This window comes from Parendozoicomonas haliclonae (genome assembly GCF_900174585.1).
In the GTDB taxonomy this organism is placed as follows: domain Bacteria; phylum Pseudomonadota; class Gammaproteobacteria; order Pseudomonadales; family Endozoicomonadaceae; genus Sansalvadorimonas; species Sansalvadorimonas haliclonae.
Genome location: NZ_FWPT01000004.1, coordinates 372535 through 399278, shown reverse-complemented (window position 1 = coordinate 399278; position 26744 = coordinate 372535). Strand labels below are relative to the sequence as shown.

The following is a 26744-nucleotide window of genomic DNA, read 5'->3' as shown; positions in this document are numbered from 1 at the left end:
TGATGAATATTGAACTGTGGAATGCGTTAAATCGTAGTGATTTACCCGTTCAAAATGTCGGACTTAGTTGGTTACAGCGGAAGAATATACAACTCGATATTCTCAGGCTGGATTTACTTCACCACGAAATCAGCGGTAACAAATGGTACAAACAAAAAGGGCATCTTGAGCATGCCTTTGCTCATGGGTACAGCACGGCTTTAAGTTTTGGTGGCGCCTGGTCCAATCACATTCATGCCCTGGCCGCTTCCGGGCATCATCTTGGTTTTTCTACTATTGGTGTGATTCGAGGAGAGCGTGCCGAGAACCTGTCCCTGACTTTGCAGGATGCAGAAAGACTGGGCATGCGACTGCATTTTGTTAGCCGTAAAGACTACCGGGAAAAGCATACGGAAGAGTTTCAGAATCAGCTGCTGGCTGATCTGGGTGTATCGGCAAGCGATGTCTGGATTGTGCCGGAAGGTGGTTCCGGTGCTTTGGGAGTGAAAGGCTGCGAAGATATTCTTCCTGCCGGTCGTATTAACCCTACAGACTATCAGCAGATATGGCTGGCGGCGGGGACCGGTGCAACAACTGCAGGTGTTATTCGCTCGGCTCCTGAGAGTGTTGAGATTCACGGTGTCGCCGTGTTGAAAGGAGCTGACTGGATGGCCGGCGATGTGGCCCAGCATCTGCCAGAAGGTCGCACTGGCTGGCAGATAGAGACTGAATATCACTGTGGAGGTTATGGCAAAACCACGCCGGATTTACTCTCCTTTATCCGATTCTTTGAAGAGGAGAGCGGTATTCCTCTGGATCCTGTGTATACAGGCAAAATGATGCTGGGGCTGTTTGATGCCGTCAATACCGGAGCCGTGCCGGAAGGTAGCCGAATTCTGGCTATTCACACGGGAGGTTTGCAGGGCGCGCGGGGGTATGTCTTCTAGCTATTTAAGAACAGTAAGAGCCAGCCAGGGCACAATAAACAGTAAGGTGTTAACAATTTTATAAAAGGCGATCGCCTGATATTGAATGGCATCAAACTGTTGTTCAGAAAGTTGAAACCATCGCGTGTGGACTTTATGGATCAAGTCTCGTTTGAGAGTGAACAGCGCAAACCAAAGAGCAATAAGTGCGATATTAATCAGCGCACATAAGCCGAAAACATTGATTAACAGTTCACTATCCATAACTCACCTCTTTGGGTGAAGATGTTGTTATGTCGGGCTAGATAACTGAACCTAACCCGACATTACAACGGTTTAGTGGCTGAGAATCTGGCTCAGGAACAGTTTGGTCCGGTCAGACTGCGGATTATTAAAGAATGGCTCCGGCGCGTTCTCTTCAATAATCTGGCCGCCATCCATAAAGATGACTCGATCTGCCACGGTGCGCGCAAAGCCCATTTCATGGGTTACGCAGATCATGGTCATACCTTCGTGAGCCAGCTCGATCATAACGTCCAGCACCTCCTTGATCATCTCAGGATCAAGGGCAGATGTTGGTTCGTCGAACAGCATCACCTGCGGGTTCATACACAGACTGCGGGCAATAGCCACACGCTGCTGCTGACCACCAGAAAGCTGGCCGGGATACTTGTTGGCCTGGTCCGGAATCTTAACCCGCTCGAGATACTTCATGGCAATCTCTTCCGCTTCCTTCTTGGGCATCTTGCGAACCCAGATTGGCGCAAGCGTGCAGTTCTCAAGAACGGTCAGGTGGGGGAACAGGTTGAAGTGCTGAAACACCATGCCCACATCCTTACGGATATGCTCAATGTTCTTCAGGTCGTTGGTCAGTGCCACACCATTGACATTGATAATGCCTTCCTGGTGTTCTTCCAGACGGTTGATGCAGCGGATCATGGTGGACTTACCGGAGCCGGACGGTCCGCAGACAACAATGCGCTCGCCCTTTCTTACAGTCAGATTGATATCCTTGAGAACGTGAAAGTCTCCGTACCACTTGTTCACGCCGGTCAGCTCAATCATGGTTTCGGCAGCCACATGTGAAGGGGCGGCTGCGTCATCCTGATGGTGGTCATGTGCCTGCATAATATTTTCTTTTATTTCTACTTGTTCGAGTTCTGAATGCATAAGTCTTTTACCTGCCACCTTATTCAGTTTTTATGGCCTGTGTCCAGCTTGCGCTCAAGCGACAGGCTGTAACGAGACATGCCAAAGCAGAACAGCCAGAAGACAAAGCCGGTGAATACAAAGGCTTCGATGGCAATATTGGGCCAGTTCACATCAGCAATCCCGGCCTGCATCACGGCCAGCAGATCAAACAGTCCGATAATCAATACAAGACTGGTGTCTTTAAAGAGCTGAACAAAGGTGTTTACTATGCCGGGAATAGATATCTTTAAAACCTGCGGCATGATCACCAGTCGCATGCCTTTCCAATAGCTCAGGCCCATGGCATCTGCGGCTTCGTACTGCCCTTTCGGCATGGCCTGCAGACCGCCACGGATAACCTCAGCAATCAGAGCGGCTTCAAACAGACTGATGCCAATCATCGCCCGGATGAGCTTATCGAGTTCGATATCGCCCGGTACAAACAACGGCAGCATGACCGAAGCCATAAACAGGATGGTGATCAGCGGAAGACCCCGCCATACCTCGATAAACACCGTACAGAAGGAGCTGATCGCCGGCATCTGGGAGCGACGCCCAAGAGCCAGAAGAATGCCCACCGGCAGAGCGATCACCATGCCCACCAGTGAGATCACCAGCGTCAGCATCAGGCCGCCCCATTTATGGGTATCGACAACTTCAAGGCCGAAGGCGCCGCCATACAGCAGCATAAAGCTGGTGGCCGGGAAGCCGGTCAGAAACCAGATGCCGCCCCACATACGCTTGGGCATTTTGTCCCAGAGTACCCAGACCAGTACCGCGGTCATCTCGGCAAAGAAGATATTGACCCGCCAGAGCTCCGCATCCGGATAGAAGCCATAAATAAACTGCTGGAAGCGTGCAGAGACGAAGACCCAGCAGGCACCTTCACTGGTGCAGGCGTTTTTATCACTGCCAAACAGATCAGCCTCAAGCACTGCCCATTGCAGAATGGGAGGAATCGCCCAGAGCAAGAATGCGATGCCGATCAAGGTAAGAACAGAGTTGCCCGGTGTGGCGAACAGATTCTCCCGCAGCCAGCCAATAACACCACGGTTTGCAGCCGGTGCCGGACGGGAGGGAATGGTTTTGTCGTTCACAATCATCGTTATCCCTTCCTTATCTCTCAACCAGAGCCATGCGGTTGTTAAACCAGTTCATGAACAGGGAAACAATAATGTTCATGGTGAGGTAGACGGCCATGGTCATGGCAATAATTTCTATGGCCTGGCCGGTCTGGTTCAGGGTGGTGCCCATAAATACATTCACCAGCTCCGGGTAACCGATAGCGGTTGCCAGAGAGGAGTTCTTGATCAGGTTCATGTAGTTAGTGGACAGTGGAGGAATAACTACACGCATGGCCTGAGGAATAATCACCAGACGCATGGTTTTGCTTTCGCTTAGCCCCAGTGCGCCAGAAGCTTCCTGCTGACCTTTGTTGATGGCATCAATACCCGCCCGAACATTCTCGGCAATATAAGCAGCGGTATAGAAACTCAAACCCAGCAACAGCGCGATAAGCTCCGGGATAACGGTAATACCGCCTCGGAAGTTAAAGCCTTTCAGCTCCGGCATCTCCAGAGAGACGGGCTGGCCGGCAACAAACCAGGCTACAGCCGGAAGCAAGACGATCAGTGCCAGACTGGCGTTGAAGACCGGGAAGGTCTGTCCGGTCATTACCTGTCGTCTTTTCGCCCAATAAGACAATCCTATGATCAGAGCAACGGCTACTCCCAACGCCGCAAAAATAACGCCGGAGCCTTCTTCAAAGATCGGTGCCGGGAAGTAAAGCCCGCGAAGATTCAGGAAGACACTTTCACCCAGAGACAGGCTTTGCCTTGGCGAAGGCAGAACCCTGAGAACTGCGATGTACCAGAACAGAATCTGCAGAAGAACAGGGATGTTCCGGAATATCTCAATATAAACGCCACACAGGCGGGAGATCAGCCAGTTACGCGACAGTCGCCCTACACCAACCAGAAAGCCGACAACGGTCGAAAGAACAATACCGAGTACCGACACCAGAATGGTGTTGAGCAGACCAACGATAAAGGTTTTACCAAAGGTATGGGTTTCGTCGTACTCCACCAGGCTTTGCAGGATGCCAAAGCCGGCTTCCTGACTCAGGAAATCAAAACCGGTGGTGATCCCGCGTTGTTCAAGGTTATTGGTGGTGTTGGTGACAATGGTGGAAACAAGGAAAAACAACAGCCCGATAAACAACAGCTGAAAGACAATGCTGCGCACTTTCGGGTCGTACAGGAAACGGGTGCTGGAAGAACGTCCAGCTGCAGGAGCGGAGGCAATATTTTCAGACACGATAACCAGCCTTTAATTCAGTAACTCAGGAATAAAAAAGGCCAGAGCGTACTCTGGCCTTTTTGACTGGATTAACGGAAAGGCGGTACGTACATGATTCCGCCATCTTTCCAGAGCGCGTTCAGGCCGCGCTGAATCAGCAGCGGAGAGTCTTTACCGACATTGCGCTCGAAGGATTCGCTGTAGTTACCAACCTGCTTGACGATCTGGTAAGCGAAGTCATCAGAAATCCCCATAGCCTTGCCTCCAGGGCCGCTGTTACCCAGCAGGCGGGAGATACCAGGATTCTCACTCTTCATCATGGCATCAACGTTGGCGGAGGATACACCCAGCTCTTCAGCGGCAACCATGGCGTAGAGAGACCACTTGGCAATGTTGAACCACTGGTCGTCACCCTGACGTACGACAGGACCCAGAGGTTCTTTGGAGATGATTTCCGGAAGAACGATTGCGTCGTTCGGGTTGGCCAGCTTGGTGCGCAGGCCGTACAGCTGGGATTGGTCAGACGTCAGCATATCGCAGCGGCCGGACTCAAAGCCCTGTACAGATTGAGCGGAAGTATCAAATACAATTGGCTGGTACTTCATGTTGTGCTCGCGGAAGTAGTCCGCCATGTTCAGCTCGGTGGTGGTACCGGCCTGAATACATACCGTGGCACCGTCCAGCTCTTTGGCGCTGGTTACGCCCAGCTTCTTGCTGACCATAAAGCCCTGGCCATCGTAGTAGTTCACACCTACGAAATTCATACCGAGGGAGGTATCACGGGTCAGGGTCCAGGTGGTGTTACGTGGCAGAACGTCAATTTCACCGGACTGCAGAGCGGTGAAACGTTCCTTGGCGGTCAGTGGGGTGTATTTTACCTTGCTGGCATCGCCCAGAGTGGCTGCGGCCATTGCGCGGCAGACGTCCACATCAAGGCCAGACCAGTTGCCTTTGTCGTCTGGGCTGGAGAAGCCGGGCAGACCGGTGCTCACGCCGCAGGACAGGTAGCCGCGTTCTTTAACAGTGTCGAGGGTGCTGGCCTGGGAAAGACCGGAAAGTGCTGTCAGGGCCAGTGCTGCGCCTGTCAGTTTGAGTGCCTTTTTCATAATCCGTCTCTTTTTCTTTTTGTAATAATTTTTGTTTTTATCAGGCTGTCTGCCTGCTGCCTCATACCGCATTTTCTGGAAATGCCATTTGTATAAAGCAAAGTTGAGACCACACATGCCAGGGGCATGGTTTCCTTTATTCCACCGGTAAAAGCACGATACCTGGCAGAACCACATCGCAATGTGTTCACATTGAGAGCGCAGGTAATTATTAATGTACCAACTTGGTGCAAGGGAACCAATGGTTTATTTCTGCGCACCCCGCGCCTGACAGCTTAACAGCCTGGTTAGGCAAACTAACAAAACCTTCTGTTTGCCCGGAAACTTGAACAGTTCTGCTGACTCTCTAGTTATGTCGATCGTATAAGCGTTAAGGGAGTTTACGCATGCAGCAGCTACCAGAGCAGCCACAGGAACGAGCACAGAAGCAGGAACAGCCCACCACACTTCAAGAACCAGATATGGCCGTATTAGTTGGTCATGGAACCGAATTCTATAACCTTGGCAAAGAGCGTCAGGTTAATTTCTTTACTGTTTACGACAAAGCCTCCGAGCAATGGCTCAGTTATCAAATCCCAGTGATCACTTTGCCGGATGGTCGAAAGCTGGAAAGTTGTGCCGTTGTGGGTACGCCGCATATTCATGTTGATGGAACCATCTACATTGCTGCCGCTGGTGGTGTTCTGAATAGATTTACCAAACAGGTTAACGGCTCGTACCGGCATGATTACGCGATCATGGATGGCCGGGATTATCCTGAATTTGTGATCAACGCGCCCGCAGTCACCCAGCTGGCGGTTGGTGACAGGCCTTTGCAGGACCCGGTTGTAAAAAGAAAGGTTGATGATGTAGAAGTTACGCGACCGTTTTTCCAGAGCTATCAGGAACAGTCTCAGGATTACAATATGCTGGTCGAGCAGGGCTTGATTACAGCAGAGCGTCGAGATGCCATCTGGGGGAAAGCCAAGCGTCAGGTTAATGGGAAACCCTGCAGTATCAAGGAAGCGTTGGACAATGTCAGAACGCTTTCTGATGAAGAGGCCAGAGTTTATATGGAAGGGCTGCTTTCCAAGGACGGCCCACTGAAAGATGAAGTCATCAGGATATGGGAGCGGAACAATGATCAGTTTCCGGCTTCCGAAGGTGCCTACCCTGTCGCAGACGCTCTTGAAAAGCTGAGCTTGGGCCTGTCTGAACAGTGCGACCTGCAGGCCAATGCCCTATCGGATGAAGACAAGAGTAATCCTGAAAAGGTCAGGAAAAGCACGCGTCTTTATACCCCCGAAAGTAAATGGAAGATTTATGATGAGCGGCTGCCGGTTCTCCGCGGTGCCATCGCTGAAGTGCCTGGAAATGCAGATGCATTAGCTGTGTCGGTTGCTGGTCATCTTTACCACATCGACCATCAGTCTGGTTCTGTTACTTACCGGGGCAAGGCCTACTCCGATCATAAGTCAGTCCCCATGCTGATGAATGATGGCCAATTATCGCAGGATCGATACTCCCTCGATGTTGATACCCGTGGTCTGGTTGCTCTCAATGGTACAACCTTTGTGGTTGCCGACATGGGCATTGATGAAACCATTAATGGTCCGCGTACCCTGCGTGTCGTCACTGATAATGGCGATGGTACCGTCACAACCAATGAGAAGCTGACAGCTCAATTGCTGGATAAGTTGAAGCCGCACTGGATTACAAAAGGTCAGGAGAATGCCACCCCTCGGGTTAAAGCGATGTTTGGAGGGCGGGAACGTTATGTTGCGACTGCTGATGCACCAGTCAGCCTCTACTTGCGCACCAAACATGCCGGCAAGGATATGGTGAAAGTGCCGGTGCAACTACAGGGTGAAAACCTGGTGGTTGGTGATGTGGAGGAGCTGAAACTCTCCGACTCTGTGAATGGTGAATTCTTCTCCGTTGTTGGTCATACCCTGATCACCAGCCGCGAAACGGAAGATTATGTTCGCACTGGCTATCTGCCATCGGTCAGGCATCATGTCAGTGCTTTCTCTGATATGGCTACAGACGAAGTTCAGCCACCGCGAGATATGCTGCCAGAGTTGCCTAAGTGGGTGTTCTACACCGGTTATGGCTTTGATGGAATTTCTGTTCGCTAGCTAATACACCTCAGAAAAAAGCCCGCGCAGATAATCTCTGGCGGGCTCTCTTGTTAAGGGGCAGGGCTAACTGATTATTTAAAATAGTTGGCAAAACCATCCAGCAACATCTGCACCGACAGCATTACCAGAATCATACCCATCAGGCGCTCACAGGCCATCAGGCCGCGTTTGCCCAGCAGCTTGAAGATACGTGGACCACTCAGCAGGATCAGGGACGACACCGCCCATGCGCCAATGGCTGCGCCAGTCCATTGCAGGGTCATATCCGGCTGGCGATTGGACAGCAGCATCAGGGAAGCCAGCAGGGATGGGCCGGCAATCAGCGGGATGGCCAGTGGCACGATAAACGGTTCTTCGGATGGAGCATCTTCGCCCGGCTTCATCGGTACCGGGAAGATCATTCGGATCGCGATGATGAACAGGATAATACCGCCAGAGATGCTGACGGCCTCTGTACGCAGATTCATAAAGTTGAGGATCGTCTGACCGGCAAACAGAAACACAATCATCACGAACAGTGCGATCAGCAGTTCCCGAATCAGAACAGCCTTCTGACGCTCTTCAGGAACATTTTTAAGAATGGACATAAATACCGGCAGGTTGCCGAGAGGGTCCATGATGAGAAACAGCGTGATAGCTGCGCTCCAGATTTCCATACCAGCTTATTCCGCTTGCTTACAGGTGATCGGGTGTTTGGATCTTACGACTTAAGTTGGTCTGTGACCAAAAGACGCGCATTGTGCCTGAAATTTTCATGGCCTCAAGTTATACCAAGGCATAGTACAAAAAACAGCCAGCGCCTTGATAGGCTAACGTCAGAATCCCGTTGGAACTTTCTGTAAGTGAGGCGGGTCAAACATGCGATAAGGGAGCAAGGCTGCGAACCCTCTCAGAGAATCTCGGCTGGACCCCACACGTGTTATCCCAAGGAGTAACGGGAGGTTTGGGAATGAAAAGGATGTCGTCTGGTTCGGCGTTTATTGTCGCTATTGTTCTGGTTTTCTCATCAATATCTACTTTCACTGCTCAGGCAGCATCGTTCGGTGCTGAGTACTCGTATGTGAGCGATAAGGCTTTCAAACGGATTAGCAGTGAGGAGCGCAAAGCGCGTTACAGCAATCCGGGCAGGGCTCAATCTTCCCAGCCCAAGGTTGCCACAGTTGCAAAGCAACCTACTGTCCATAAAGACTTTGGTCGTAAAGAAACGACCCATGCTGCTCCGGTAAAAAAAGAGCAGCCAAAGCCTGTTGCCACAGAAGAGTCCAAGCCTTTGGTCTCGAAGACCAAGAAGGTGCTTAATAAAGCAGAGCCTCGCAAAGTACCCGTCGAATCCAAGTCTGTTCCAACGAAGACTAAGCCCGTCGATCCTCCCAGGAAGGAAGAACCTAAAGTCTTGCCGAAAGCCACTGTTGTGCTCGCCAGCGATGGTGTTGAGCTCTATAACCTTGGCACGCGCCGTCAGGCAAACTTCTTCTCTGTGTATTTTCCCAAAGAAAACAAGTGGCTGAGTTATCACCTGCCCCGTCTGGCTGATGGTCGGGATAGCTGCCCTATAACCTGTAACCCTTATCTTCATGATGACGGCACGATTTATATTGGCGGTGCTGGTGGTGTTCTTAACCGTTTATCACCCAACGAAGACGGCGGACGTATTGTCTCCTACACCCACAGCTACGTGGTGATTGATCGGAATACGATTGGCAGTCAGGCATTAAATTTTACTGCCAATAATCAGACGGCCGATTTGATCGCTGTACAGGATGAGCTGGTCAAAGACGTACTGGTTGCCCGTGAGGCTGGTGGTGAAGCTGATGGTGAAAATAGCGGCGAAAGCACGGAGCGTTCTCTGTTTGAGTCATACCGTGAAGCTTCCCCGGATTTTCATATGTTTGTTGAGCAGGGTCTGTTGTCGGAAGGGGATCGCAGCAAGCTGTGGAATAAGCAGAAGAGAACAGTTCTGGATGAAAAAGCATCACTGAATGAAGCGGCAGCACTGTTGCAGACGAAGGCTCAGGAGCTTGCAGGTGCTGCTGATGCCGAGCAGCAGTTAAGTGCGCTGTTCCAGGAGATTATTCGCAAGGATGGCCCGACCAAGGAAGAGGCCAAGAAAATCTGGGAGCGGAACAACGAGTTCTTCGGTGCCGATAATGTTGAGGGTGTTCTTGCCGCAGCAGAAAAGCTGATGGTGGGTCTTTCCGAGGAGTGGAAGGACAACCTGTACACCAAGCCTACCGAGAAAAAGCCCAAGGCCAAGTGGAAGATTTATGATGAGCGCCTGCCTGTTTATCGGGTGAATGTCTCTGAAATTTCTGACGATCCGAGCCAACTGATTGTCTCTGTGATGGGACATGTCTTCCGAATGGATCATGCCGGCCAGTTTCTCTCAGCCCTTGGCGCGATTGCTATGGAAGGTGAGCGCCGGGTTGATATTCGCGGTCTGATCGCACTGGATCAGGATACTTTCCTGATTGGTGATATGGGTGAAGATGAAGCGTTCCAGGGTCCGAAAACCCTGCGGGTTGTTTCCGTTAATAAAGACAGCGGCACTTTGGAAAACCATCAGGCCTACACGGACGCTCTATTAGCGGAGCTCTCCAAAGACTGGCAGATGGAAGAAGGTGCGCAAACCACTCCGCGTGTTAAGACACTGATTGCGAGCAGAGAGTGTCAGAAGGCCGGAGTGGGTATCTGCGCCACGCTTTATATCCGCACCAAGCACTCTGGCAATGATCGCCACGGCAACGGTATCGACCTGCTTCAGGCGGAAATGCATATTGATAATGGCGTGCTGACTGTTGCTGAATCGCGGATAACCAGTAATGCCGATCAAAAGAATCAGGAGTATCTGGCTGCTGCAGGTGACCGGTTGCTGGTGGGATTGGAAACCGAGGATTATGTCCGTCGTTTCCACATTGCCCACGCATCAGAACAGCAATGGCTACTGAAAAAGACTTTGCGCGTTGATAGCTATCAAACCCAAAACGGTGTGCGTGAATATCGGGAAAACGATGGGCTCCCTGCCCTTCCGGTCTGGGTTCCTTTCACCGGCTGGGGCTATCAGGGCATCTACAGCCGATAGCATTTCGGAAATACGCAGGCGGAAATCATACGACTTTCCGCCTTTTTTCTTCTTTCGATTACAAATCCCGCATACAATCGGCAGGCAGTAAAAGCTTAAACAAAAAAGTATCGCTACTGCATGAACCCGTACAAGCAAGATGTTATTAAGTCCTGGTCTGAACTCCACCGGGACAGCCGCGAACTGGCGTGGAAACTTCTGCACATTGCCAAGGACAGGAAATCTCCCTGGAAAGGCATTATCGCAATCACCCGTGGTGGCATGATTCCGGCCGCTATCGTTTCCCGTGAACTCAATATCCGTCTGGTTGATACCTTCTGCATCTCGACTTACGAGGGGCAGGACATCAACACGCTCAAAGTCCTCAAAGACGTAATGCTGGATACCGATGGAGAAGGCTATCTGGTTATTGATGATCTGGTTGATACCGGCACCACACTGGCGACTGTGCGTGAGCGCCTGCCTAAAGCGCAAATCTGCACCCTGTATGTAAAACCAGCTGGCAAGCATCTGGTTGATTCCTGCGTGTATGAATACAGTCAGGAAACCTGGGTACGATTCCCATGGGATCTAGAGCTTGGTTATGCTGAGCCTATGGTCAGCTTCTCCAACGACTAACGCCTCTCACACTCCCCTTCTTAAAGACCTGTTGCTGTTTACCGCCTAAAAACATCAACAGGTCTTAAATAGCCAATCTATATTTAAACAATAATTTTTATTTCGATCAGATGTACCTGAAGAGCATGGAGGCTCCTATGGATGCATTTATCAAAGCGCAGATTCCATTCCGGCGTTCTGACCTCATCACCGAGCAGAACCCGATGGGAACCGATGGTTTTGAGTTTGTAGAGTTTGCCGCAGCTGATCCCCATGAATTGGAAATGCTGTTCTCCTCGCTGGGTTTCAAAGCCGTAGCCCGTCACCGTTCCCGCCATGCCACGCTTTGGCGTCAGGGGGATATCAACTTTATCGTGAATGCCGAGCGTAAAGGCTTCAGCCATGAGTTTATGGAACGACATGGCTCTTGTGCCTGCGGCATGGCTCTGCGGGTTGCTGATGCCCGTCATGCCATGGAACGGGCATTACAGCTCGGTGCCAGTCCGCTGCGCTCTCAGGCGGGACCGATGGAGTTAAATATTCCCGGCATAGAAGGAATTGGTGGAGCGCATATCTATTTTATCGATCGTTATAGTGAGTGGGGTTCGATTTATGATGTGGACTTCTCACCAATCAAAGGTGTGAGCCAGACCCATGATGGCTTTGGTTTGTATGAAATCGACCATCTCACCCATAACGTTTACCGCGGCAATATGAATCGCTGGGCGGCGTTTTATGAACACTACTTCAACTTCAAACAGATTCGTTACTTCGATATTGAAGGCAAGCTGACTGGCTTGAAGTCCCGGGCGATGACCAGCCCTTGTGGAAAAATCCGCATCCCGATTAACGAGTCGGCTGATGATAAAAGTCAGATTGAGGAGTTTCTTCATCTCTACAAAGGCGAAGGCATCCAACATATCGCCATGAGTACGGACGATATTTTTCGCACTGTGCGTTCCCTGAAAAGTGCCGGGATGAAGTTTATGCCTCCGCCTCCGGATGCCTATTACCAGAACCTGGATAAGCGTCTGCCTGACCATGGCGAAGATGTTGAAGCTCTGAAGGAGCATGGCGTACTGATAGATGGCGATGGTCAGGGCGGGTTGTTGCTGCAGATCTTTACCGACACAGTTATCGGTCCCATCTTCTTTGAGATTATTCAGCGCAAAGGGGATGAAGGTTTTGGTGAGGGTAACTTCAAAGCCTTGTTTGAAAGTATTGAGAAGGACCAGATTGAACGGGGTGTTTTGAGCGAAGGTGGTCAGGGTGACCTTCTGTCCGGAGGTAACGCAGGCCAGAAGCCATGAAGGAGTCCACCTACAAAGCCCGGGAGCCGGATGAAAACGGGGTAATTGATTATCCCGAAGCTGAGCATGAGATGTGGTCAAAGCTTATTCACCGGCAGCTGGATCTTATGCCGGAGCATGCCTGTCAGGAGTTTCTGGATGGTGTGGAGCAGTTGAATCTTCCCCATGATCGTATTCCCCAGCTTGCAGAGCTGAACAGCAAGCTTGATAAAGCAACGGGCTGGCAGGTTGAACGGGTTCCGGCTTTGATCGACTTCGACCGGTTCTTTACTTTGCTCTCGGAGAAAAAATTTCCGGTCGCTACTTTTATCCGTCGGCCTGAGGATATGGATTATCTAAAGGAGCCGGATCTTTTTCATGAAGTGTTTGGGCACTGTCCTCTCCTGACCAATCCTGACTTTGCTGAGTTTACCCACACCTATGGAAAGCTGGGCAAGAAGGCTGACCATCAGCAGCGGGTCTTCCTTGCCCGGCTTTACTGGTTTACGGTGGAGTTTGGCTTGATCAATACGCCACAGGGCTTGCGTATTTATGGTGGCGGTATTCTTTCCAGCCCAAAGGAAACCAAGTGGAGCATTGAGAGCATTGCTCCGAAGCGGGAGGCGTTTGATCCGGTGCTGGCGCTGCGAACGCCTTACCGTATCGATATTCTCCAGCCGTTGTACTACGTGATTGATCGGGTTGGTGATCTGAACCATCTGGCACAGCAGGATATTATGTTGATGATTGCAGAGGCTAGGCAAACAGGTCTGCTGCCACCTTTATTCACAAGCGATTAGCGATTGATGTATGAGGGGATAACCATGAGCGAACTGGCACAAGTGCATTGTGAAGCCTGCAGAGCGGATGCTCCCAAAGTCACTGAAGCCGAGATGGCCGAACTGATGAATATGATCAGTGACTGGAACATCGAAACCCGCGATGGGATTTTGCAGCTGGAAAAGGTGTATACCTTTAAAAACTACCGGAATGCCTTGGCGTTTACCAACCGCGTGGGAGAGGTTGCTGAAGCGGAAGGTCATCATCCTGCATTGTTAACGGAATGGGGAAAGGTCACAGTGACCTGGTGGAGTCATAAGTTAAAGGGGCTGCACCGCAATGATTTTATTATGGCTGCCCGCACGGATGAGGTGTTGAGCGTCTAACCTATCCACCCTGCTCTACAAATCAAGACAGTGGACGTCTGATTATGAAAAATAAAACTATGAACGGGCTGCCGGTGCGGGAAGGAAAGACATCCCGACAGGCGCACTGTGATCTTCCTGCCGGAACCTATGAGCGTGAGTTAGGTCGAGAAGGCTTTTTCGGTCCGGTGACTCATATGCATCACCGACATCCTCCAACAGCGTGGGAGAAGTGGGAAGGTCCGCTTCGTCCCCATGCTTTTGATCTCAGCAAGCTGCACTCGGAGGCGATCAGCCCGTGGTTGTCTTCGCCCCTGCTCTATAACCGTGATGTACGACTGAGGTTTTGGAGTCTGAATCGGAATATGGAGTATCTGGTTCGTAATAGTGATGGTGACGAGCTGATCTTTGTTCACAAAGGGGCCGGTGACTTCTATTGTGACTATGGTCACTTGTCGTTCACTGAAGGCGACTATTTATGTGTTCCACGTGGCACTGCCTGGCGGATGGAGATAAACGAGCCTTGTTGTTTTCTGATGATAGAAAACACGGATGGTATTTTTTCTCTGCCGGACAAAGGCCTTGCTGGTTACAACGCTATCTTTGACCCTGCCTGTCTTGATCATCCTGAAATAAACGACAAGTTCCTTGCACAGCAGGATGAAGAATCCTGGAAGATTTACGTCAAGCGTGAAGGGCATATCTCCAAAGTCACTTATCCCTTTAATCCTCTGGATGCTATTGGCTGGCACGGAACCAATATGGTGCTGCGCATGAACTGGCGGGATATTCGGCCAATGATGAGCCATCGCTATCACCTTCCCCCTTCCGTGCACTCCACGTTTGTTGGTTCCGGGCTGGTGGTGTGCACCTTTGTGCCCAGACCTGTGGAATCAGATCCTGATGCGCTCAAGGTTCCGTTCTATCACAACAATGATGACTTTGATGAGGTGATCTTCTATCACCAGGGAAGTTTCTTCAGCCGGGATAATATCAACCCGGGAATGATGACCTTCCACCCGTGCGGATTCCCTCACGGTCCACATCCAAAGGCTTATGAAAACAGCCAAAACAATCCTGCCACTGAAACAGATGAAGTTGCGGTAATGATTGACTCTCGTCGTCCATTAAAAATGGTCGACAGCCTTTGGGCCGTAGAAGACAAAGCTTATGTGAACTCGTGGAAAGCGGCTCCAGTGACAGGAGGTGGCCAATGAAACTGGGCTCTCTTAAAGCCGGTCGAGACGGAAAACTGGTTGTTGTCTCCCGGGATATGACTCAAATGGTGGCGGCATCAGATATCGCGACAACACTTCAACAGGCACTGGATAACTGGGAGATTACCGCTCCTGCTCTGCAGCAGGTCTATGAACAACTGAATGCCGGGAGTTACCCGGCTGCTCAACCCTTTGATTCTGAGTTGATGGCTGCACCCTTGCCTCGGGCTTATCAGTGGCTTGATGGCAGTGCCTATGTGAATCATGTGGAGCTGGTGCGTAAGGCAAGAGGCGCAGAGATGCCGGAGTCCTTCTGGACAGATCCTCTTATGTACCAGGGTGGCTCTGATCAAATGTTGGGGCCTTGTGAAGAGGTTGCCCTAAGCAGTGAAGAGTGGGGAATCGACTTTGAAGCTGAGGTCGTTGTGGTCACTGATGATGTCCCTATGGGATGCAGCGTCGAGCAGGCTGCATCCCATATCGCACTGATAGGACTGGTGAACGATATCTCCCTTCGTAACCTGATTCCTGGTGAACTCGCCAAAGGCTTTGGTTTTATGCAAAGCAAACCCGCCTCCAGTTTTGCACCTGTGTTTATTACACCGGATGAATTGGGAGCCGACTGGGCTGACGGTGTTGTCCACCGCCCTCTCACAGTCCATCGGAATGATGAGAAGTTTGGGGCACCGGACTGTGCAACGGATATGACCTTTAATTTTCATCAGTTGCTGGCCCATGCAACCAAAACGCGGGATCTGGGGGCGGGCAGCATTATTGGTTCTGGAACTATATCCAATCGTGATCGGAGTGTGGGTTCCTGTTGTATTGCAGAGCAGCGGATGCTGGAAACGCTGGCAGATGGTAAAGCTCAAACACCGTTTTTAAGTTTCGGGGAGCGAGTTCGTATTGAGATGCTGGATAAGCAGGGAGACACGATCTTCGGAGCAATAGATCAATGTGTCACACGGAAATAGAGTGGCGACAACTTCTCATAAATTAACGGGATTTTGTAGCGAAAAGCTGTGAAATGCATCTGAAAATATAGATCTATAAACGACACACTAAAAATAAGAAGCAAAGTCGTGTTATTATCAAGAATGATAATAATTAAGTCTAAGTAGTATAAATAAATGACTGAAGCTGATGCTGTTTTCCAGAGTTATGGACGTTGCTGTAAATCCCCGCGCTTTCTGGAGGATTTTTACGAAAACTTTATGGCTTCATCAGATGCGATAAAAGAACGCTTCAAAGATACCGATATGAGCTCCCAGTATCACCTGCTCCGCTCCGGACTGCTGTGGATGATTCTTCGGGCGCGCGGCATGTCTGATACCAAGCTGAAAGATCTGGGTGAGTCCCATAACCGCAATGGTTACAATATCCCTCCCCAGTGGTATGACTTGTGGCTGGAAGCTTTGCTGAAAACCGTTGCGGCGCATGATGAGGAGTACACGTCAGCGCTGGCAGGGCAATGGCGAAGTGTTATGCTGCCGGGCATTGAAATGATTCGTTCCAGATACTGATCCTGTAAGGCAGGTGCTGATGAAAATTTGGGTTGATGCAGACGCCTGCCCCAATGTGATTAAAGATATTCTTTTCAAAGCGGCTCAGCGTACCAGCACTGAGCTGACTCTGGTTGCCAACCAATACCTGCGCACACCGCCAAGTCCGTTGATTAAAGCTGTGCAGGTTCCTTCCGGCTTTGATGTTGCTGACAATCATATTGTGCAGGAGTGTGAGGCTGGTGATCTGGTGATTACCGCAGATATTCCTCTGGCTGCAGAAGTCCTCCAGAAAAAGGCCCATGCCTTGAACCCTCGCGGCGAGTTCTACGATCAGGAAAATATCCGTCACCGGCTGGCTATGCGTAACTTTATGGAAGAGATGCGCAGCACCGGTCAGGTGAGTGGCGGGCCTCCGCCATTGGGTAATCGTGAAAAGATGGACTTTGCCAACGCACTGGACAGATTTTTGGCCAGCCATGAATAATAGAGAATCTTTACCGCAGACAGGGATGTTGCCATGAAACTCTACGATTACTTTTACTCTTCCGCTGCGTTTCGTACCCGCATTGCCCTTAATCTGAAAGGTCTGGAATACGAGCAGATTCCTGTCAATCTCCGAACCGGTCAGCAAAGCCAGAGTGACTACAAGGCACAAAACCCTCAGGGTTTGGTGCCTGCGTTATCGGTTGCGGAAGGAACTCTGGGGCAATCTCTGGCGATTATCGAATGGCTGGAAGAAACCTACCCTGAAATCCCTCTGCTGCCAAAAGCTCCCTGGGATAAAGCCAGGGTTCGGGCGATGGCTTATACCATTGCCTGTGATATTCATCCGTTAAACAACCTGCGGGTGCTGAACTATCTCAAGGATGATTTAGAAGTCACGGAACAGCAGAAAACCGAGTGGTATCACCACTGGATTGGAAAGGGTTTTGATGCGCTTGAGCAACAGGTCGAGGCTGCGCCTTTTTGTTTTGGGGATAAGCCAACGCTGGCTGATGTGTGCCTGATTCCCCAGATAAAGAACGCCATGCGTTTTGAGATGGACCTTAGTCCCTATCCGAAGCTGCGCAGTATCTGGGAACATTGCATGACCCTGGACGCATTTGTCAGGGCCATGCCGGAGAACCAGGAAACTGCCGGTTAAGCGGCAGCTGCCATAGGGGGAATTGAAGGCTGATCGTTGGAACCCTGAGATCTCAGGAAACGCTGCAGGAAAATCAGACTCAGAACTGCAGTAATACCCTCTGCAAACAGGATACTGCCCCAGATACCGTTCTCAGGGAACGCCATTGGCAATACCAGCATACCGGCTACGACCAGTACAAAACCTCGTCCCAGAGAAATGATGGTTGCCTTACCCGGCTGAGCTGTAGCCTGGAACAGGTTGGCAATAATCATGTTCAAACCCATCAGCGGGGCAGCCATAAAGTACAGGCTGAGTGAGATAGCTGCCAGCTTTACAACCTCGGCATTATCGGCAATAAACGACTCTGAAATCATATTGGCCGTGGCCAGAATCAGAGCGATATAAACAACACCACTGCCCAATGCATAACGCAGACCCAGCATCAGCACTTCACGTACACGCTCAAGGTTACCCGCACCATAGTTAAAGCTGATGATTGGCTGACAGGCCTGACCAATGCCGACCATGGTAAACAGAGCAAACACTCCCACGTTCGCAGTTACGCCATAGGCAATCACATGGCCTTCACCAAAGCGGGTCAGCAGCATGAAATTGAACAGCATGATGGTGACGGCAGTGGAAACTTCGATAAAGAAGATCGGGGTACCAATCTTCAGAATCTCACCCACCCGGGTAAAACCAAAGCCTTCAAGGTTCAGCTTCAGTTGGCCGCGATTGGTCAGGAAGTGGCTTAGCAGCACCAGACCGATCAGCACCTGGGAGATACCGGTCGCAACCGCAGCACCGGTCATACCCCAGCCGAACTGCATGATAAACAGATAGTCCAGAACCAGATTACAGATAGCCCCTGCCGACATCGCATACATGGCCAGCTTCGGGTTGGTATCGTTGCGGACAAAGCAGGACAAAATCCAGGCCAGTGCGTAGATCACAAAGAACTTCAGCATCACGCTCAAGTAGTCATAGGCAAGGTCTGCCATATGACCCTGCGCGCCCATCAAAGAGATAATCTCTTCCAGGAAGAACAGGCTGGTGGTGACCAGAATGGTGGCCAGAATGGCGGTAAACGTCATGGACTGAACAAACAGCTCTTGCCCCTTTCTGATCTCACCCTTACCAAAGGCGATGGACATAAGAGCCGCGCCACCAATACCGATCATCATGGCAATAGCGGTAAAGAAGGAGAAGAACGGAATAGTCAGAGACACCGCTCCCAAACCTTCAGCACCCACACCTCGGCCAATAAACCAGGCATCCCCCATGATGAAGACAGACTTAATCAACATGCCGGACAGTGCTGGCAGCAGATATTTAAAAAAGGACGATCGAACAGGATCGTTGTGGAGGTCAATTGCCTTCCCGGAAGGTGCCGCTTTGGACATGTATACCCTATCCCTCGAACGAAGGAGATAAATTTAAAAGCCGGGTATTTTCGGGTTGTTGTAGGGTGCTTAAAAGGGAGGATTAGGGGATTCTGTGGTACTTTTTGGTTGTTCTTTCCCGAAAGTCCATCGGTGATTCTCCGGCTGTCCTGCGAAAGAAGCGGCTGAAATAGGCCGGGTCTTCAAACCCCAGCTCCATTCCGATGGTCTTGACCGTTTTCGTGGTAAAGATCAGTTCCCGGTAGGCTTCTGTGATGATTCTGTCGTGTATAAGCCGGGTTACGGTTTTGCCTGTGCTCTCCCGGGTTAAAACGTTCAGGCGGTTGCTGGTGACAGACAAGGCCTCAGCATAAAACTCGGTTTGATGATGATTGCGAAAGTTATGATTGATCAGCTTGCGCAAGTGCAGCAGCCGCTCACTGTTCAGACTTTTTTTACCCTGACTGACTTCTGTGTAGCGAGCCAGGTAATGCAGAAAGGCACTGAGAAGGTGCTCTATAAAATCCCAGTCAGGGTGTTTGGTGGTCACTTCCCTTCCCATTAGCCCATAGATGACCTCAAGTTCAGCCATTCCCTTGTTATCAATATCGATAAAGGGTTTGTCGCCACCAATATCCCCAAAAATCGTATCCATCAGTGAACCGTGCTGATAGTCATCAGGCATATAGGAAGGGACAAACGACATAATATGGACATCTCCAAGCCGTGTGGACTCATGAATCTGTCCTGGAGAAATCACAAACAAACGGTTGGGACGCAATGTGTAATCAACCAGATCAATGGTATGCGTGCCCGCGTCATCACCGTTCGCCCACAGGATTTCAAAATAGTCATGCCGGTGTGGCAGAAGAAAAGGGCTGCCTTCTTCTTCAGTGCTGGGCGGCGTGTTGATAGCAAAAGGCTGCCCGGGGGGCATATCAACCTGGTTGATGATGTAGCTCATGGAGACTTCTTGCTGAGCGAATCGATTACTCTGAAGTGCTTTCGGCGAGGAAGGTATTCTTCAGATTTACATAATTTTTTGATGAGTAGAGAAAGAACTCTCTTTCCTTGTCTGTCAGTGGACGCGCCTTCTTGGCCGGATTGCCTTTGTAGACATAACCGCTTTCCAGACGGGCCCGCGGTGGCACCATTGCCCCGGCAGCAACAAGCACTTCGGATTCCACAACCGCACCGTCCATAACAATCGCGCCAATCCCAATCAAAACCCGGTCGTGGATAGTGCAGCCATGCAGTGTGGCGTTATGGCCGATGGTTACATCGCTGCCAATATGCAAAGGCCAGCCATCGGTATTAAATGGCCCGGCGTGAGTAATGTGCAGCACGCTGCCATCCTGCACACTGGTACGTTCACCAATACTGATCTCGTGCATATCGCCACGAATAACGGCACAGGGCCAGATGGAGCTGTCTGATCCGATCTCGACATCGCCCAGAACAACTGCGGCCTCATCAATAAAAACCTTGTCACCGACAACTGGGGTCTTACCCTGATACGTACGAACAGCCATAATCTGATTTTTCTTGGTTTGTTGACTCCCACGAAGAGTAACACAGCACTTGAACTAATAAGCTCGAAACCTTGAAAAACACTGCCCGAGACACCATCTCTGGTGGGAATGAATACTCTAACAAGAGGTATGGAACCTATGACCAACCCACTGATAAAGCAGGACGCCCTGCCCCGTTTTTCTGATATTAAGGCCGATCACGTTGTCCCGGCCATCGATGAGCTGTTGAAGCAGTCCCGGGAAGGCATCGAAGCTTTATTGGAGGATGGCAAGGCCTATACCTGGGCCAACCTTCAGGAACCTATGGATACTCTTGGCGAGAAACTGGATCACGCTTTCTCTCCTGTTTCCCATATGAATGCCGTAGTGAACAGCGACGAGCTGCGTGATGCTTACAACAGCTGTCTGCCAAAGCTTTCCGAGTTCAGCACCTGGGTTGGCCAGAACAAAGCCCTGTTTGATGCCTATAAGCAGATTGCCGATGGCGCTGAATACGCGCAGCTGGATGAAGCCCAGCGCAAGGTGATCGATAACGCCCTGCGTGATTTCCATCTGGCGGGTGTTGATCTGCCAGACGAAAAGAAAAAACGCTTCGTTGAACTGAGCATGAAGCTCTCCGAACTGACCAGCAGCTTCTCTGACCGCGTACTCGATGCCACCATGGCCTGGAGCAAGCTGATTACCGATGAGTCCGAACTGAAAGGCCTGCCGGAAAGCGCACTGGCCGGTGCCCGTCAGCTGGCACAGAGCAAAGGCCATGATGAAGGCTGGATGCTCAGTCTCGATATGCCAAGTTACATCCCGGTTCTTACCTACTGTGAAAACCGCGAGCTGCGTGAAGAGCTGTACACTGCTTTCGTAACTCGTGCTTCCGAGCAGGGCCCTAACGCCAGCGAGTTTGATAACAGCGAAACCATGAATGAAATCATGGCGTCCCGCGAAGAACTGGCCGGCCTGCTGGGCTTCAAGAATTACGCGGAATACTCCATCGCTACCAAGATGGCTTCCACCACTGATGAGGTGCTGGGCTTTCTGGAAGATCTGGCAGCCCGCAGCAAGCCACAGGCAGAAAAGGAACTGGCAGAGCTGAAAGCCTTCGCCAAAGACGAGTTTGGTGCTGAAGACTTCCAGGCCTGGGATGCCGGTTTCTATGGTGAGAAGCTGCGTCAGCAACGCTATGCCATCAGCCAGGAAGAGCTGCGCCCGTGGTTCCCGTCCAACAAGGCTATCAACGGTATGTTTGAAGTGGTCAGCCGTCTGTACGGTGTGACCTTCAAGCCTGTTGAAGATGTGGATACCTGGCACAAAGACGTTCAGTTCTTCGATATTGAGCGTGATGGCACAGTGATTGGTCGTTTCTATCTGGATCTGTATGCTCGTGCCAACAAGCGTGGCGGTGCCTGGATGGCGGATTGCCACAACCGTCGCAAGGTTGAAGGTGAAACCGTAATTCCGGTTGCCTTCCTGACCTGTAACTTCACTCCGCCGGTTGGCGATAATCCTGCCCTGCTGACCCACGATGAAGTCGTGACTCTGTTCCACGAGTTTGGCCATGGTCTGCATCATATGCTGACTCAGGTGGATTACTCTGGTGTGTCCGGTATCAGCGGTGTGCCATGGGATGCAGTCGAGCTGCCAAGCCAGTTTATGGAAAACTGGTGCTGGGAGAAGGAAGCGCTGGCCATCATCTCCGGTCATCACGAAACCGGCGAGCCTCTGCCAGACGAAATGCTGGAGAAGATGCTGGCGGCCAAGAACTTCCAGTCTGCGATGATGTTGGTGCGTCAGCTGGAGTTTGCGCTGTTTGATTTCCGTCTGCACGTAGGCTGGAAGCCAGGCACTGATATCCAGAGCGTTCTGGATAACGTACGTAAGGAAGTGGCGGTCATTGTTCCTCCAACCTTCAACCGCTTCCAGAACAGCTTCTCCCATATCTTTGCTGGCGGTTATGCGGCGGGTTACTACAGCTACCTGTGGGCAGAGGTGCTTTCTGCGGATGCGTTCTCCAAGTTCGAGGAAGACGGCATCTTTAACCGGGAAACCGGTTTGCGGTTCCTGCACGAGGTTCTGGAAAAAGGTGGCTCCCGCGAGCCTGCTGATATGTTTGCTGCCTTCCGTGGTCGTAAGCCGGAGATTGATGCTCTGCTGCGCCATAAAGGCATCAGTGGCTGATAAGAAGCGTGTCGGGAGTCGGACAGTGGTCTGACTCCCGACCCAGAAACGTTGAGGCTGTATGAAAAAGCGTTTTATTGCCGGGGCTGTGTGCCCCTCTTGTGCAGAAATGGATCGTCTGGTTGTTTATGAAGATCAGGGCGTCACGATTCGTGAGTGTGTGAACTGTGGCTTTACCGATAACCAAAAAAATCTGGAAGAGCCCAAGGAGTTGGAAACTCGGGTCAATCAGACTGAGGCTCCGGAAACAAAAGCCTTAGACGACGATGTGTCGCCTATTAGAATATTGCACTGACCTTTTGAATCCATAATTCATAAGTGCCCAACCCTCTAAAGTCCTGATAATCGACTAATCTCCCTGCAAAGATATCAGGAGAGGTGCAATGGCCACGCAGCAGCGGCTTTTGGTTAAGGTATTAGCAGGACTATCACTTGTTGCCGCCGGTAACGCATTTGCCGGAGGTGATACTCCACCGCCAGCACAAATGCCACCGCCTAACAGTGATGGCACACTTGCATCATCTCAGAAAACGCCCGCTTCTGTTCATGGAGCCTCCATTCAGGATATGGCTCATCCTGGGAATAATGGCAGTCCCTCTCAGCCAGCCCTGCGCTCACAGCTCTCTGTTGCAGAAGATGCCGGCACAGGGCGTGCAGCCTCAATAGAACCGAAGAATACCAGCAGCGAACCTGCACTCACTTATGATCCAGACAAGCCTACATTATCTTTTGTTCATGGCTTTTCTGAGCAAATGGACGACTGGGTCTTTCTTCCGGAAGAAACACAATTTGAGTCCTCCGTCCCATGGAGTACCAGTGAGTCGGTTGGGGTACGGGTGTATCCTCTGCAGCCTGGTCATACTGAGTTTTCCCATGAGTCGGTACCGGGTTATGAGGTGTTAAGCTTTCCGGTAGAAGATGGTTATGCCGATGTGAGCTTCAGTCTTGCTCCACTCCAGAAGGGGCAGCCCGGAGTGATGGTTTTTATGGTTGAGCTGTTTGATCTTGCCCCCGGAGAAACCGTCCACCGTAGAACATTCCGGCTGGCTGTGCCTGACCCTCATAAATTACTGGATATCGAGTTAATAGATCTGAACCATGATCCACACCGCCTGGATCAGCAGCAGGTTCGGAAAGAGTGGAAAGAGTACGAACAAAAAGTTGAAGAGGCTCGTCAGGCAAAGCGATCAACCAAAGATATACAGGAGCCTGTCTATAGCGAATACGATCTTTCGGACGAAGGGATTGATCGTAAAATTTTTAACACCGTGTTCTATGCAGTACCCAAGAGTGATGGCGTAGATGTTCAGGGAGTCAATCAAAAGACTGCACCGGTACTTGAAGATGACACCGTTATCATTGGAAGTACTCCCGAAGATACAGCAAGCGTTCTTGTTATAGCTGTTGCGGATACTAACAAACCATTTATGAACGCTCTTCTCCCTCAAGGTGTTCTGCAGATCCGCAAACAGTCTCTGGAAGCGCGCAGAGGTGTTTATTTGGACAGTTTGCCAAAATTGCTGCCTCAGACTGAAAAAGGCGAGAATGTGTCGCCTCAAGACACGCCACCCGCAGAAGAGACAGAGACTGCAAACATTGATGGTTTTATCGTCAAACTGACCGCTGCTCTCAGTACACTCGTCTCCGATGAGCCAGACAGCAATGATGGCGACGGTCACGTCGCACTGCTCAAGGATAAGATGAATACCTATGAGCATAAGGTCACCGCAAAATTACCTCCCGTTCTGGCAGATAGCTTTCTGTTTGATCCATCCGCTCACACCATCACACTTTCGCCAGCGAAAATTCCCACTAAGGCTGATCAGGTTTATCTGCAGGTGGTTCCCGGGGCTGATATCCGGGCGAACCTTGATCAGGCTGTTGCCTTTAAGCTGATTGCCGATGCCAGCGGTGCATTCTCTGCCACGTTGAATACCGACCAGCTACCTGCCCCAATCAATGGGACATACAGTTTCCTATGGATTGCAGATAACACGCTTCTTGGCGTTAGTCAGGGCGTTGCAGTCACTAAGGAAATGAGTAACGGCCGACTTGTCTTCGTTGAAAAAAGTCCGGTGCAGGGGAAAGATTCCGTCAGACGTTCCAAGGTAACGAGCTTTGCCGAAGAGGTGAAATCAAGCATTGAGCCCGGTGATGTGGTGGTCATGGTGGGGGATGTGCAGAAGTATGCACCGAATATCGAAGGTTACTTTGAAGGGCATGCCCTGTTTTATTCCGACTCATCCAGTGGCCCATTGATAATGACTCTTGAGGAGTTCCAGCGTTCGGAGAACCCGTTGTTTACCAAGGGCGTGACACTGATCACCGACAGTAAAGAGCGTACGCTGGTTGGCGCATTTAATATCCCCGATGATGATATTGTGGATCTGACTCCGGCTGCCAAACCAAAAGCTCAGCGCAAGAAAAAGGAAAAAGGTTCCGAAAAGGATAGAAAGCAACCAACCCGTAAGATGGATAGAAAATCCAAAGCTCGAACTACTAAGTGAATCAGAAATACTTTTGATAGAGCTGGCTGTTTAGCAGGCCGGCTCTATCCCATTTCTGTTTCGCGGCAATCAAGGCCGAAATTTCAGGATAAGCTTTGTGGAGCTGCACCTTGGTAGCGTACAGCGCATAAGGCAGGTAGTAGCGTCCGTTCATGTTCAGGACGGTATCAATCAGCTCGCGGGTAGCCTGCTGCATCTTGTTATCCGCGGTTTCCTCATCGGCCAGATTGATAAACAGCACAACAGCAAAGCGGTCTTCAGGGGCATAGGGAAGCAGAGAGTCTTTGTCAGCATTGACACTGCGAACCGTTGCGTTGACCAGCGTAAAGCTCTTATGCCGCTTTACCCAGAGCTTGAGTTCGTGAATAAAAGGTTCCAGCTGTTCAGGCGGGAGAAAGTATTCCTGAAGAATATCTTTGCTGCCTTCATGGGTGTTGGCCAACGAGCTGACAGATTCTCCCATAGCCTGATTGCGAGTCATCAGGCTGTCTTTTTCAGCCCAGAAATATTCGACTGTGGTTCTGGCAGTGCGAGCCAGCCAACTCTTTTTGAGGTAATTCAGGTACCGGGCATCCGGATAGTTGGGAGAATATTTCTCTTCTTCTGGCCCTGCCGGTTCTCCGGTATCAAAAAAGTTGACCACCACCATATTTTTAAAGCGATACAGCGGGTTGATGGACAGCCTTGCAGAGTGAAGTGCCAGATCAGAATTCGTTTGCAGACTGGAAAAATAGTCAGAGTAATTACGGGCTTTGATCAGCTCGGTCTTTTTGTGGAGGATGGTATTGGGCAGAACCTTTAACGTGACCTCAGTAATAATCCCCACAAGACCATAGGTTCCGATAACCGCCCGAAACAGCTCAGGGTTGTTATCACGGCGGGCGAAAATATGGCGCCCATCCGTTAGCAGTACCCGCATGGACACGACTGACTTGGATACCGGATTCCAGTGCACATCCTGGCCGTGGGCGTTAACACCAAGAGAGCCTCCGACGGTAAAGTCGGCATAGGACTGCATGGCAGCAACGCTCAATCCAAAGAAGGACAGTTGTTCCTGCAGTCGCTTCCAGGTGACACCGGCCTGAACCGTCACCTCATGCTTTTCCAGATCCACATGCATCAGCTGGTTCATTTCCCGGGTATTAATCTGGATGCTGTCGTTGGCACAGGTCTGCCCGCCCTGACTGTAACCGGCACCAAGGATACTGACGGGTGTGTTGGTCTTTCTGGCTTCATCCAGAATCCGTTCCAAACCAATGGGGTGGTCAGGAGAGAGAACTTTCGCCGGGGTGCATTTTTGCAAGGGGATGCTGTAAACCGGAGAGTGAAAGAGGGTGAAGCCGGGAAGGACAAACAGGCCTGCCAGAACTGCCGCCATAAAAATAACGAGCTTCGAGGTCGAGGGTCTGATCATGGCTTTTCTCCAGTCGTAATGCTCTGACTATCGTTAAGAGAATTGGTTCAGCCTGTGAGTAGAGGTAACAAATCAGTCATAAAGAATTAACGAATCAATGTGAGACAGGAGACATTCTAAGGTTGCTTTTATTGGTTCATGTTGTTTGAATGAAGGTAG

The 26744-nt window shown here is 50.7% G+C and carries 25 protein-coding genes; 15 read left to right on the top strand and 10 right to left on the bottom strand.

The window, feature by feature from the left end; all coding sequences use genetic code 11:
* Nucleotides 1-2: 2 nt before the first annotated feature.
* Nucleotides 3-926: a 1-aminocyclopropane-1-carboxylate deaminase/D-cysteine desulfhydrase gene (locus tag EHSB41UT_RS10895; protein WP_087109649.1), complete on the top strand. Its 924-nt coding sequence runs from the start codon at nt 3-5 to the stop codon at nt 924-926.
* Here EHSB41UT_RS10895 and EHSB41UT_RS10890 read toward each other — a convergent pair whose 3' ends face one another.
* From EHSB41UT_RS10890 to EHSB41UT_RS10870, 5 genes are all read right to left on the bottom strand, one after another.
* A complete protein-coding gene (locus tag EHSB41UT_RS10890) occupies nt 927-1169 on the bottom strand; it encodes a DUF6868 family protein (RefSeq protein ID WP_087109647.1) in 243 nt (80 codons plus the stop codon).
* A 72-nt stretch (nt 1170-1241) separates the two neighbouring features.
* Nucleotides 1242-1970, bottom strand: a complete 729-nt coding sequence (locus tag EHSB41UT_RS10885) for an amino acid ABC transporter ATP-binding protein (protein ID WP_133060480.1) — start codon at nt 1968-1970, stop codon at nt 1242-1244.
* A 128-nt stretch (nt 1971-2098) separates the two neighbouring features.
* Nucleotides 2099-3199 (bottom strand): amino acid ABC transporter permease, encoded by a 1101-nt coding sequence (locus EHSB41UT_RS10880; RefSeq protein WP_087109645.1) that lies wholly within the window; start codon nt 3197-3199, stop codon nt 2099-2101.
* 13 nt (nt 3200-3212) lie between these two features.
* The gene (locus EHSB41UT_RS10875; RefSeq protein ID WP_242667280.1) at nt 3213-4412 is read right to left on the bottom strand and encodes an amino acid ABC transporter permease; all 1200 of its coding nucleotides are present in this window, start codon (nt 4410-4412) and stop codon (nt 3213-3215) included.
* A gap of 71 nt (nt 4413-4483) precedes the next feature.
* On the bottom strand, nt 4484-5500 hold the full coding sequence (locus EHSB41UT_RS10870) for an amino acid ABC transporter substrate-binding protein (RefSeq protein ID WP_087109882.1): 1017 nt from the start codon (nt 5498-5500) through the stop codon (nt 4484-4486).
* A 386-nt stretch (nt 5501-5886) separates the two neighbouring features.
* On the opposite strand from EHSB41UT_RS10870, the gene EHSB41UT_RS10865 reads away from it, so the two are divergent.
* Nucleotides 5887-7617, top strand: a complete 1731-nt coding sequence (locus EHSB41UT_RS10865; protein ID WP_087109641.1) for a hypothetical protein — start codon at nt 5887-5889, stop codon at nt 7615-7617.
* A 74-nt stretch (nt 7618-7691) separates the two neighbouring features.
* Here the strand turns inward: EHSB41UT_RS10865 and EHSB41UT_RS10860 are convergent, their stop codons facing one another.
* Complete coding sequence (locus EHSB41UT_RS10860) at nt 7692-8276, bottom strand: YhgN family NAAT transporter (RefSeq protein WP_087109639.1); 585 nt, start codon at nt 8274-8276, stop codon at nt 7692-7694.
* A gap of 293 nt (nt 8277-8569) precedes the next feature.
* On the opposite strand from EHSB41UT_RS10860, the gene EHSB41UT_RS10855 reads away from it, so the two are divergent.
* The 10 genes from EHSB41UT_RS10855 (at nt 8570) to maiA (ending at nt 17596) form a co-directional block, all read left to right on the top strand.
* A complete protein-coding gene (locus EHSB41UT_RS10855) occupies nt 8570-10699 on the top strand; it encodes a hypothetical protein (RefSeq protein WP_133060472.1) in 2130 nt (709 codons plus the stop codon).
* Nucleotides 10700-10819: 120 nt separating this feature from the next.
* Nucleotides 10820-11317, top strand: coding sequence for a xanthine phosphoribosyltransferase (gpt, locus tag EHSB41UT_RS10850; RefSeq protein WP_087109635.1), 498 nt, complete (start codon nt 10820-10822; stop codon nt 11315-11317).
* 137 nt (nt 11318-11454) lie between these two features.
* A complete protein-coding gene (gene hppD, locus EHSB41UT_RS10845; protein ID WP_087109879.1) occupies nt 11455-12606 on the top strand; it encodes a 4-hydroxyphenylpyruvate dioxygenase in 1152 nt (383 codons plus the stop codon).
* Nucleotides 12603-13385, top strand: a complete 783-nt coding sequence (phhA, locus tag EHSB41UT_RS10840; protein ID WP_087109632.1) for a phenylalanine 4-monooxygenase — start codon at nt 12603-12605, stop codon at nt 13383-13385. Before hppD ends, phhA begins: the two co-directional genes overlap by 4 nt.
* Nucleotides 13386-13409: 24 nt before the next feature.
* Nucleotides 13410-13751 (top strand): 4a-hydroxytetrahydrobiopterin dehydratase, encoded by a 342-nt coding sequence (locus EHSB41UT_RS10835; protein WP_087109630.1) that lies wholly within the window; start codon nt 13410-13412, stop codon nt 13749-13751.
* A 44-nt stretch (nt 13752-13795) separates the two neighbouring features.
* Nucleotides 13796-14947: a homogentisate 1,2-dioxygenase gene (locus EHSB41UT_RS10830; RefSeq protein WP_087109629.1), complete on the top strand. Its 1152-nt coding sequence runs from the start codon at nt 13796-13798 to the stop codon at nt 14945-14947.
* Nucleotides 14944-15921 carry a fumarylacetoacetate hydrolase family protein gene (locus EHSB41UT_RS10825; protein WP_087109627.1) on the top strand — a complete coding sequence of 326 codons (978 nt, stop codon included), beginning with the start codon at nt 14944-14946 and terminating at the stop codon, nt 15919-15921. The genes EHSB41UT_RS10830 and EHSB41UT_RS10825 overlap by 4 nt, the downstream gene beginning before the upstream one ends.
* A 156-nt stretch (nt 15922-16077) precedes the next feature.
* The gene (locus EHSB41UT_RS10820) at nt 16078-16470 is read left to right on the top strand and encodes a globin family protein (RefSeq protein WP_087109625.1); all 393 of its coding nucleotides are present in this window, start codon (nt 16078-16080) and stop codon (nt 16468-16470) included.
* Between the two features lie 19 nt (nt 16471-16489).
* The gene (locus EHSB41UT_RS10815) at nt 16490-16936 is read left to right on the top strand and encodes a YaiI/YqxD family protein (protein WP_087109623.1); all 447 of its coding nucleotides are present in this window, start codon (nt 16490-16492) and stop codon (nt 16934-16936) included.
* A gap of 33 nt (nt 16937-16969) precedes the next feature.
* Nucleotides 16970-17596 carry a maleylacetoacetate isomerase gene (maiA, locus tag EHSB41UT_RS10810; RefSeq protein WP_087109621.1) on the top strand — a complete coding sequence of 209 codons (627 nt, stop codon included), beginning with the start codon at nt 16970-16972 and terminating at the stop codon, nt 17594-17596.
* Here the strand turns inward: maiA and EHSB41UT_RS10805 are convergent.
* From EHSB41UT_RS10805 to EHSB41UT_RS10795, 3 genes are all read right to left on the bottom strand, one after another.
* A complete protein-coding gene (locus tag EHSB41UT_RS10805) occupies nt 17593-18981 on the bottom strand; it encodes an MATE family efflux transporter (protein WP_087109619.1) in 1389 nt (462 codons plus the stop codon). The two genes, maiA and EHSB41UT_RS10805, sit on opposite strands and share 4 nt — an antisense overlap.
* 82 nt (nt 18982-19063) lie before the next feature.
* The gene (locus EHSB41UT_RS10800; protein WP_087109618.1) at nt 19064-19924 is read right to left on the bottom strand and encodes a helix-turn-helix domain-containing protein; all 861 of its coding nucleotides are present in this window, start codon (nt 19922-19924) and stop codon (nt 19064-19066) included.
* A gap of 25 nt (nt 19925-19949) precedes the next feature.
* On the bottom strand, nt 19950-20492 hold the full coding sequence (locus EHSB41UT_RS10795; RefSeq protein WP_087109616.1) for a gamma carbonic anhydrase family protein: 543 nt from the start codon (nt 20490-20492) through the stop codon (nt 19950-19952).
* Between the two features lie 138 nt (nt 20493-20630).
* Between EHSB41UT_RS10795 and prlC the strand changes: the two genes are divergently transcribed.
* The 3 genes from prlC to EHSB41UT_RS10780 all read left to right on the top strand — a co-directional run bounded on the left by prlC (nt 20631) and on the right by EHSB41UT_RS10780 (nt 25171).
* Nucleotides 20631-22664 carry an oligopeptidase A gene (gene prlC, locus EHSB41UT_RS10790; RefSeq protein ID WP_087109877.1) on the top strand — a complete coding sequence of 678 codons (2034 nt, stop codon included), beginning with the start codon at nt 20631-20633 and terminating at the stop codon, nt 22662-22664.
* Nucleotides 22665-22725: 61 nt separating this feature from the next.
* The gene (locus EHSB41UT_RS10785) at nt 22726-22959 is read left to right on the top strand and encodes a YheV family putative zinc ribbon protein (RefSeq protein WP_087109614.1); all 234 of its coding nucleotides are present in this window, start codon (nt 22726-22728) and stop codon (nt 22957-22959) included.
* An 88-nt stretch (nt 22960-23047) separates the two neighbouring features.
* Entirely contained in the window at nt 23048-25171 is a 2124-nt protein-coding gene (locus EHSB41UT_RS10780) for a hypothetical protein (protein ID WP_087109612.1), read from the top strand.
* Nucleotide 25172: 1 nt separating this feature from the next.
* Here EHSB41UT_RS10780 and EHSB41UT_RS10775 read toward each other — a convergent pair whose 3' ends face one another.
* Nucleotides 25173-26585 carry an FAD-binding oxidoreductase gene (locus EHSB41UT_RS10775; protein ID WP_087109610.1) on the bottom strand — a complete coding sequence of 471 codons (1413 nt, stop codon included), beginning with the start codon at nt 26583-26585 and terminating at the stop codon, nt 25173-25175.
* Nucleotides 26586-26744 lie beyond the last annotated feature (159 nt).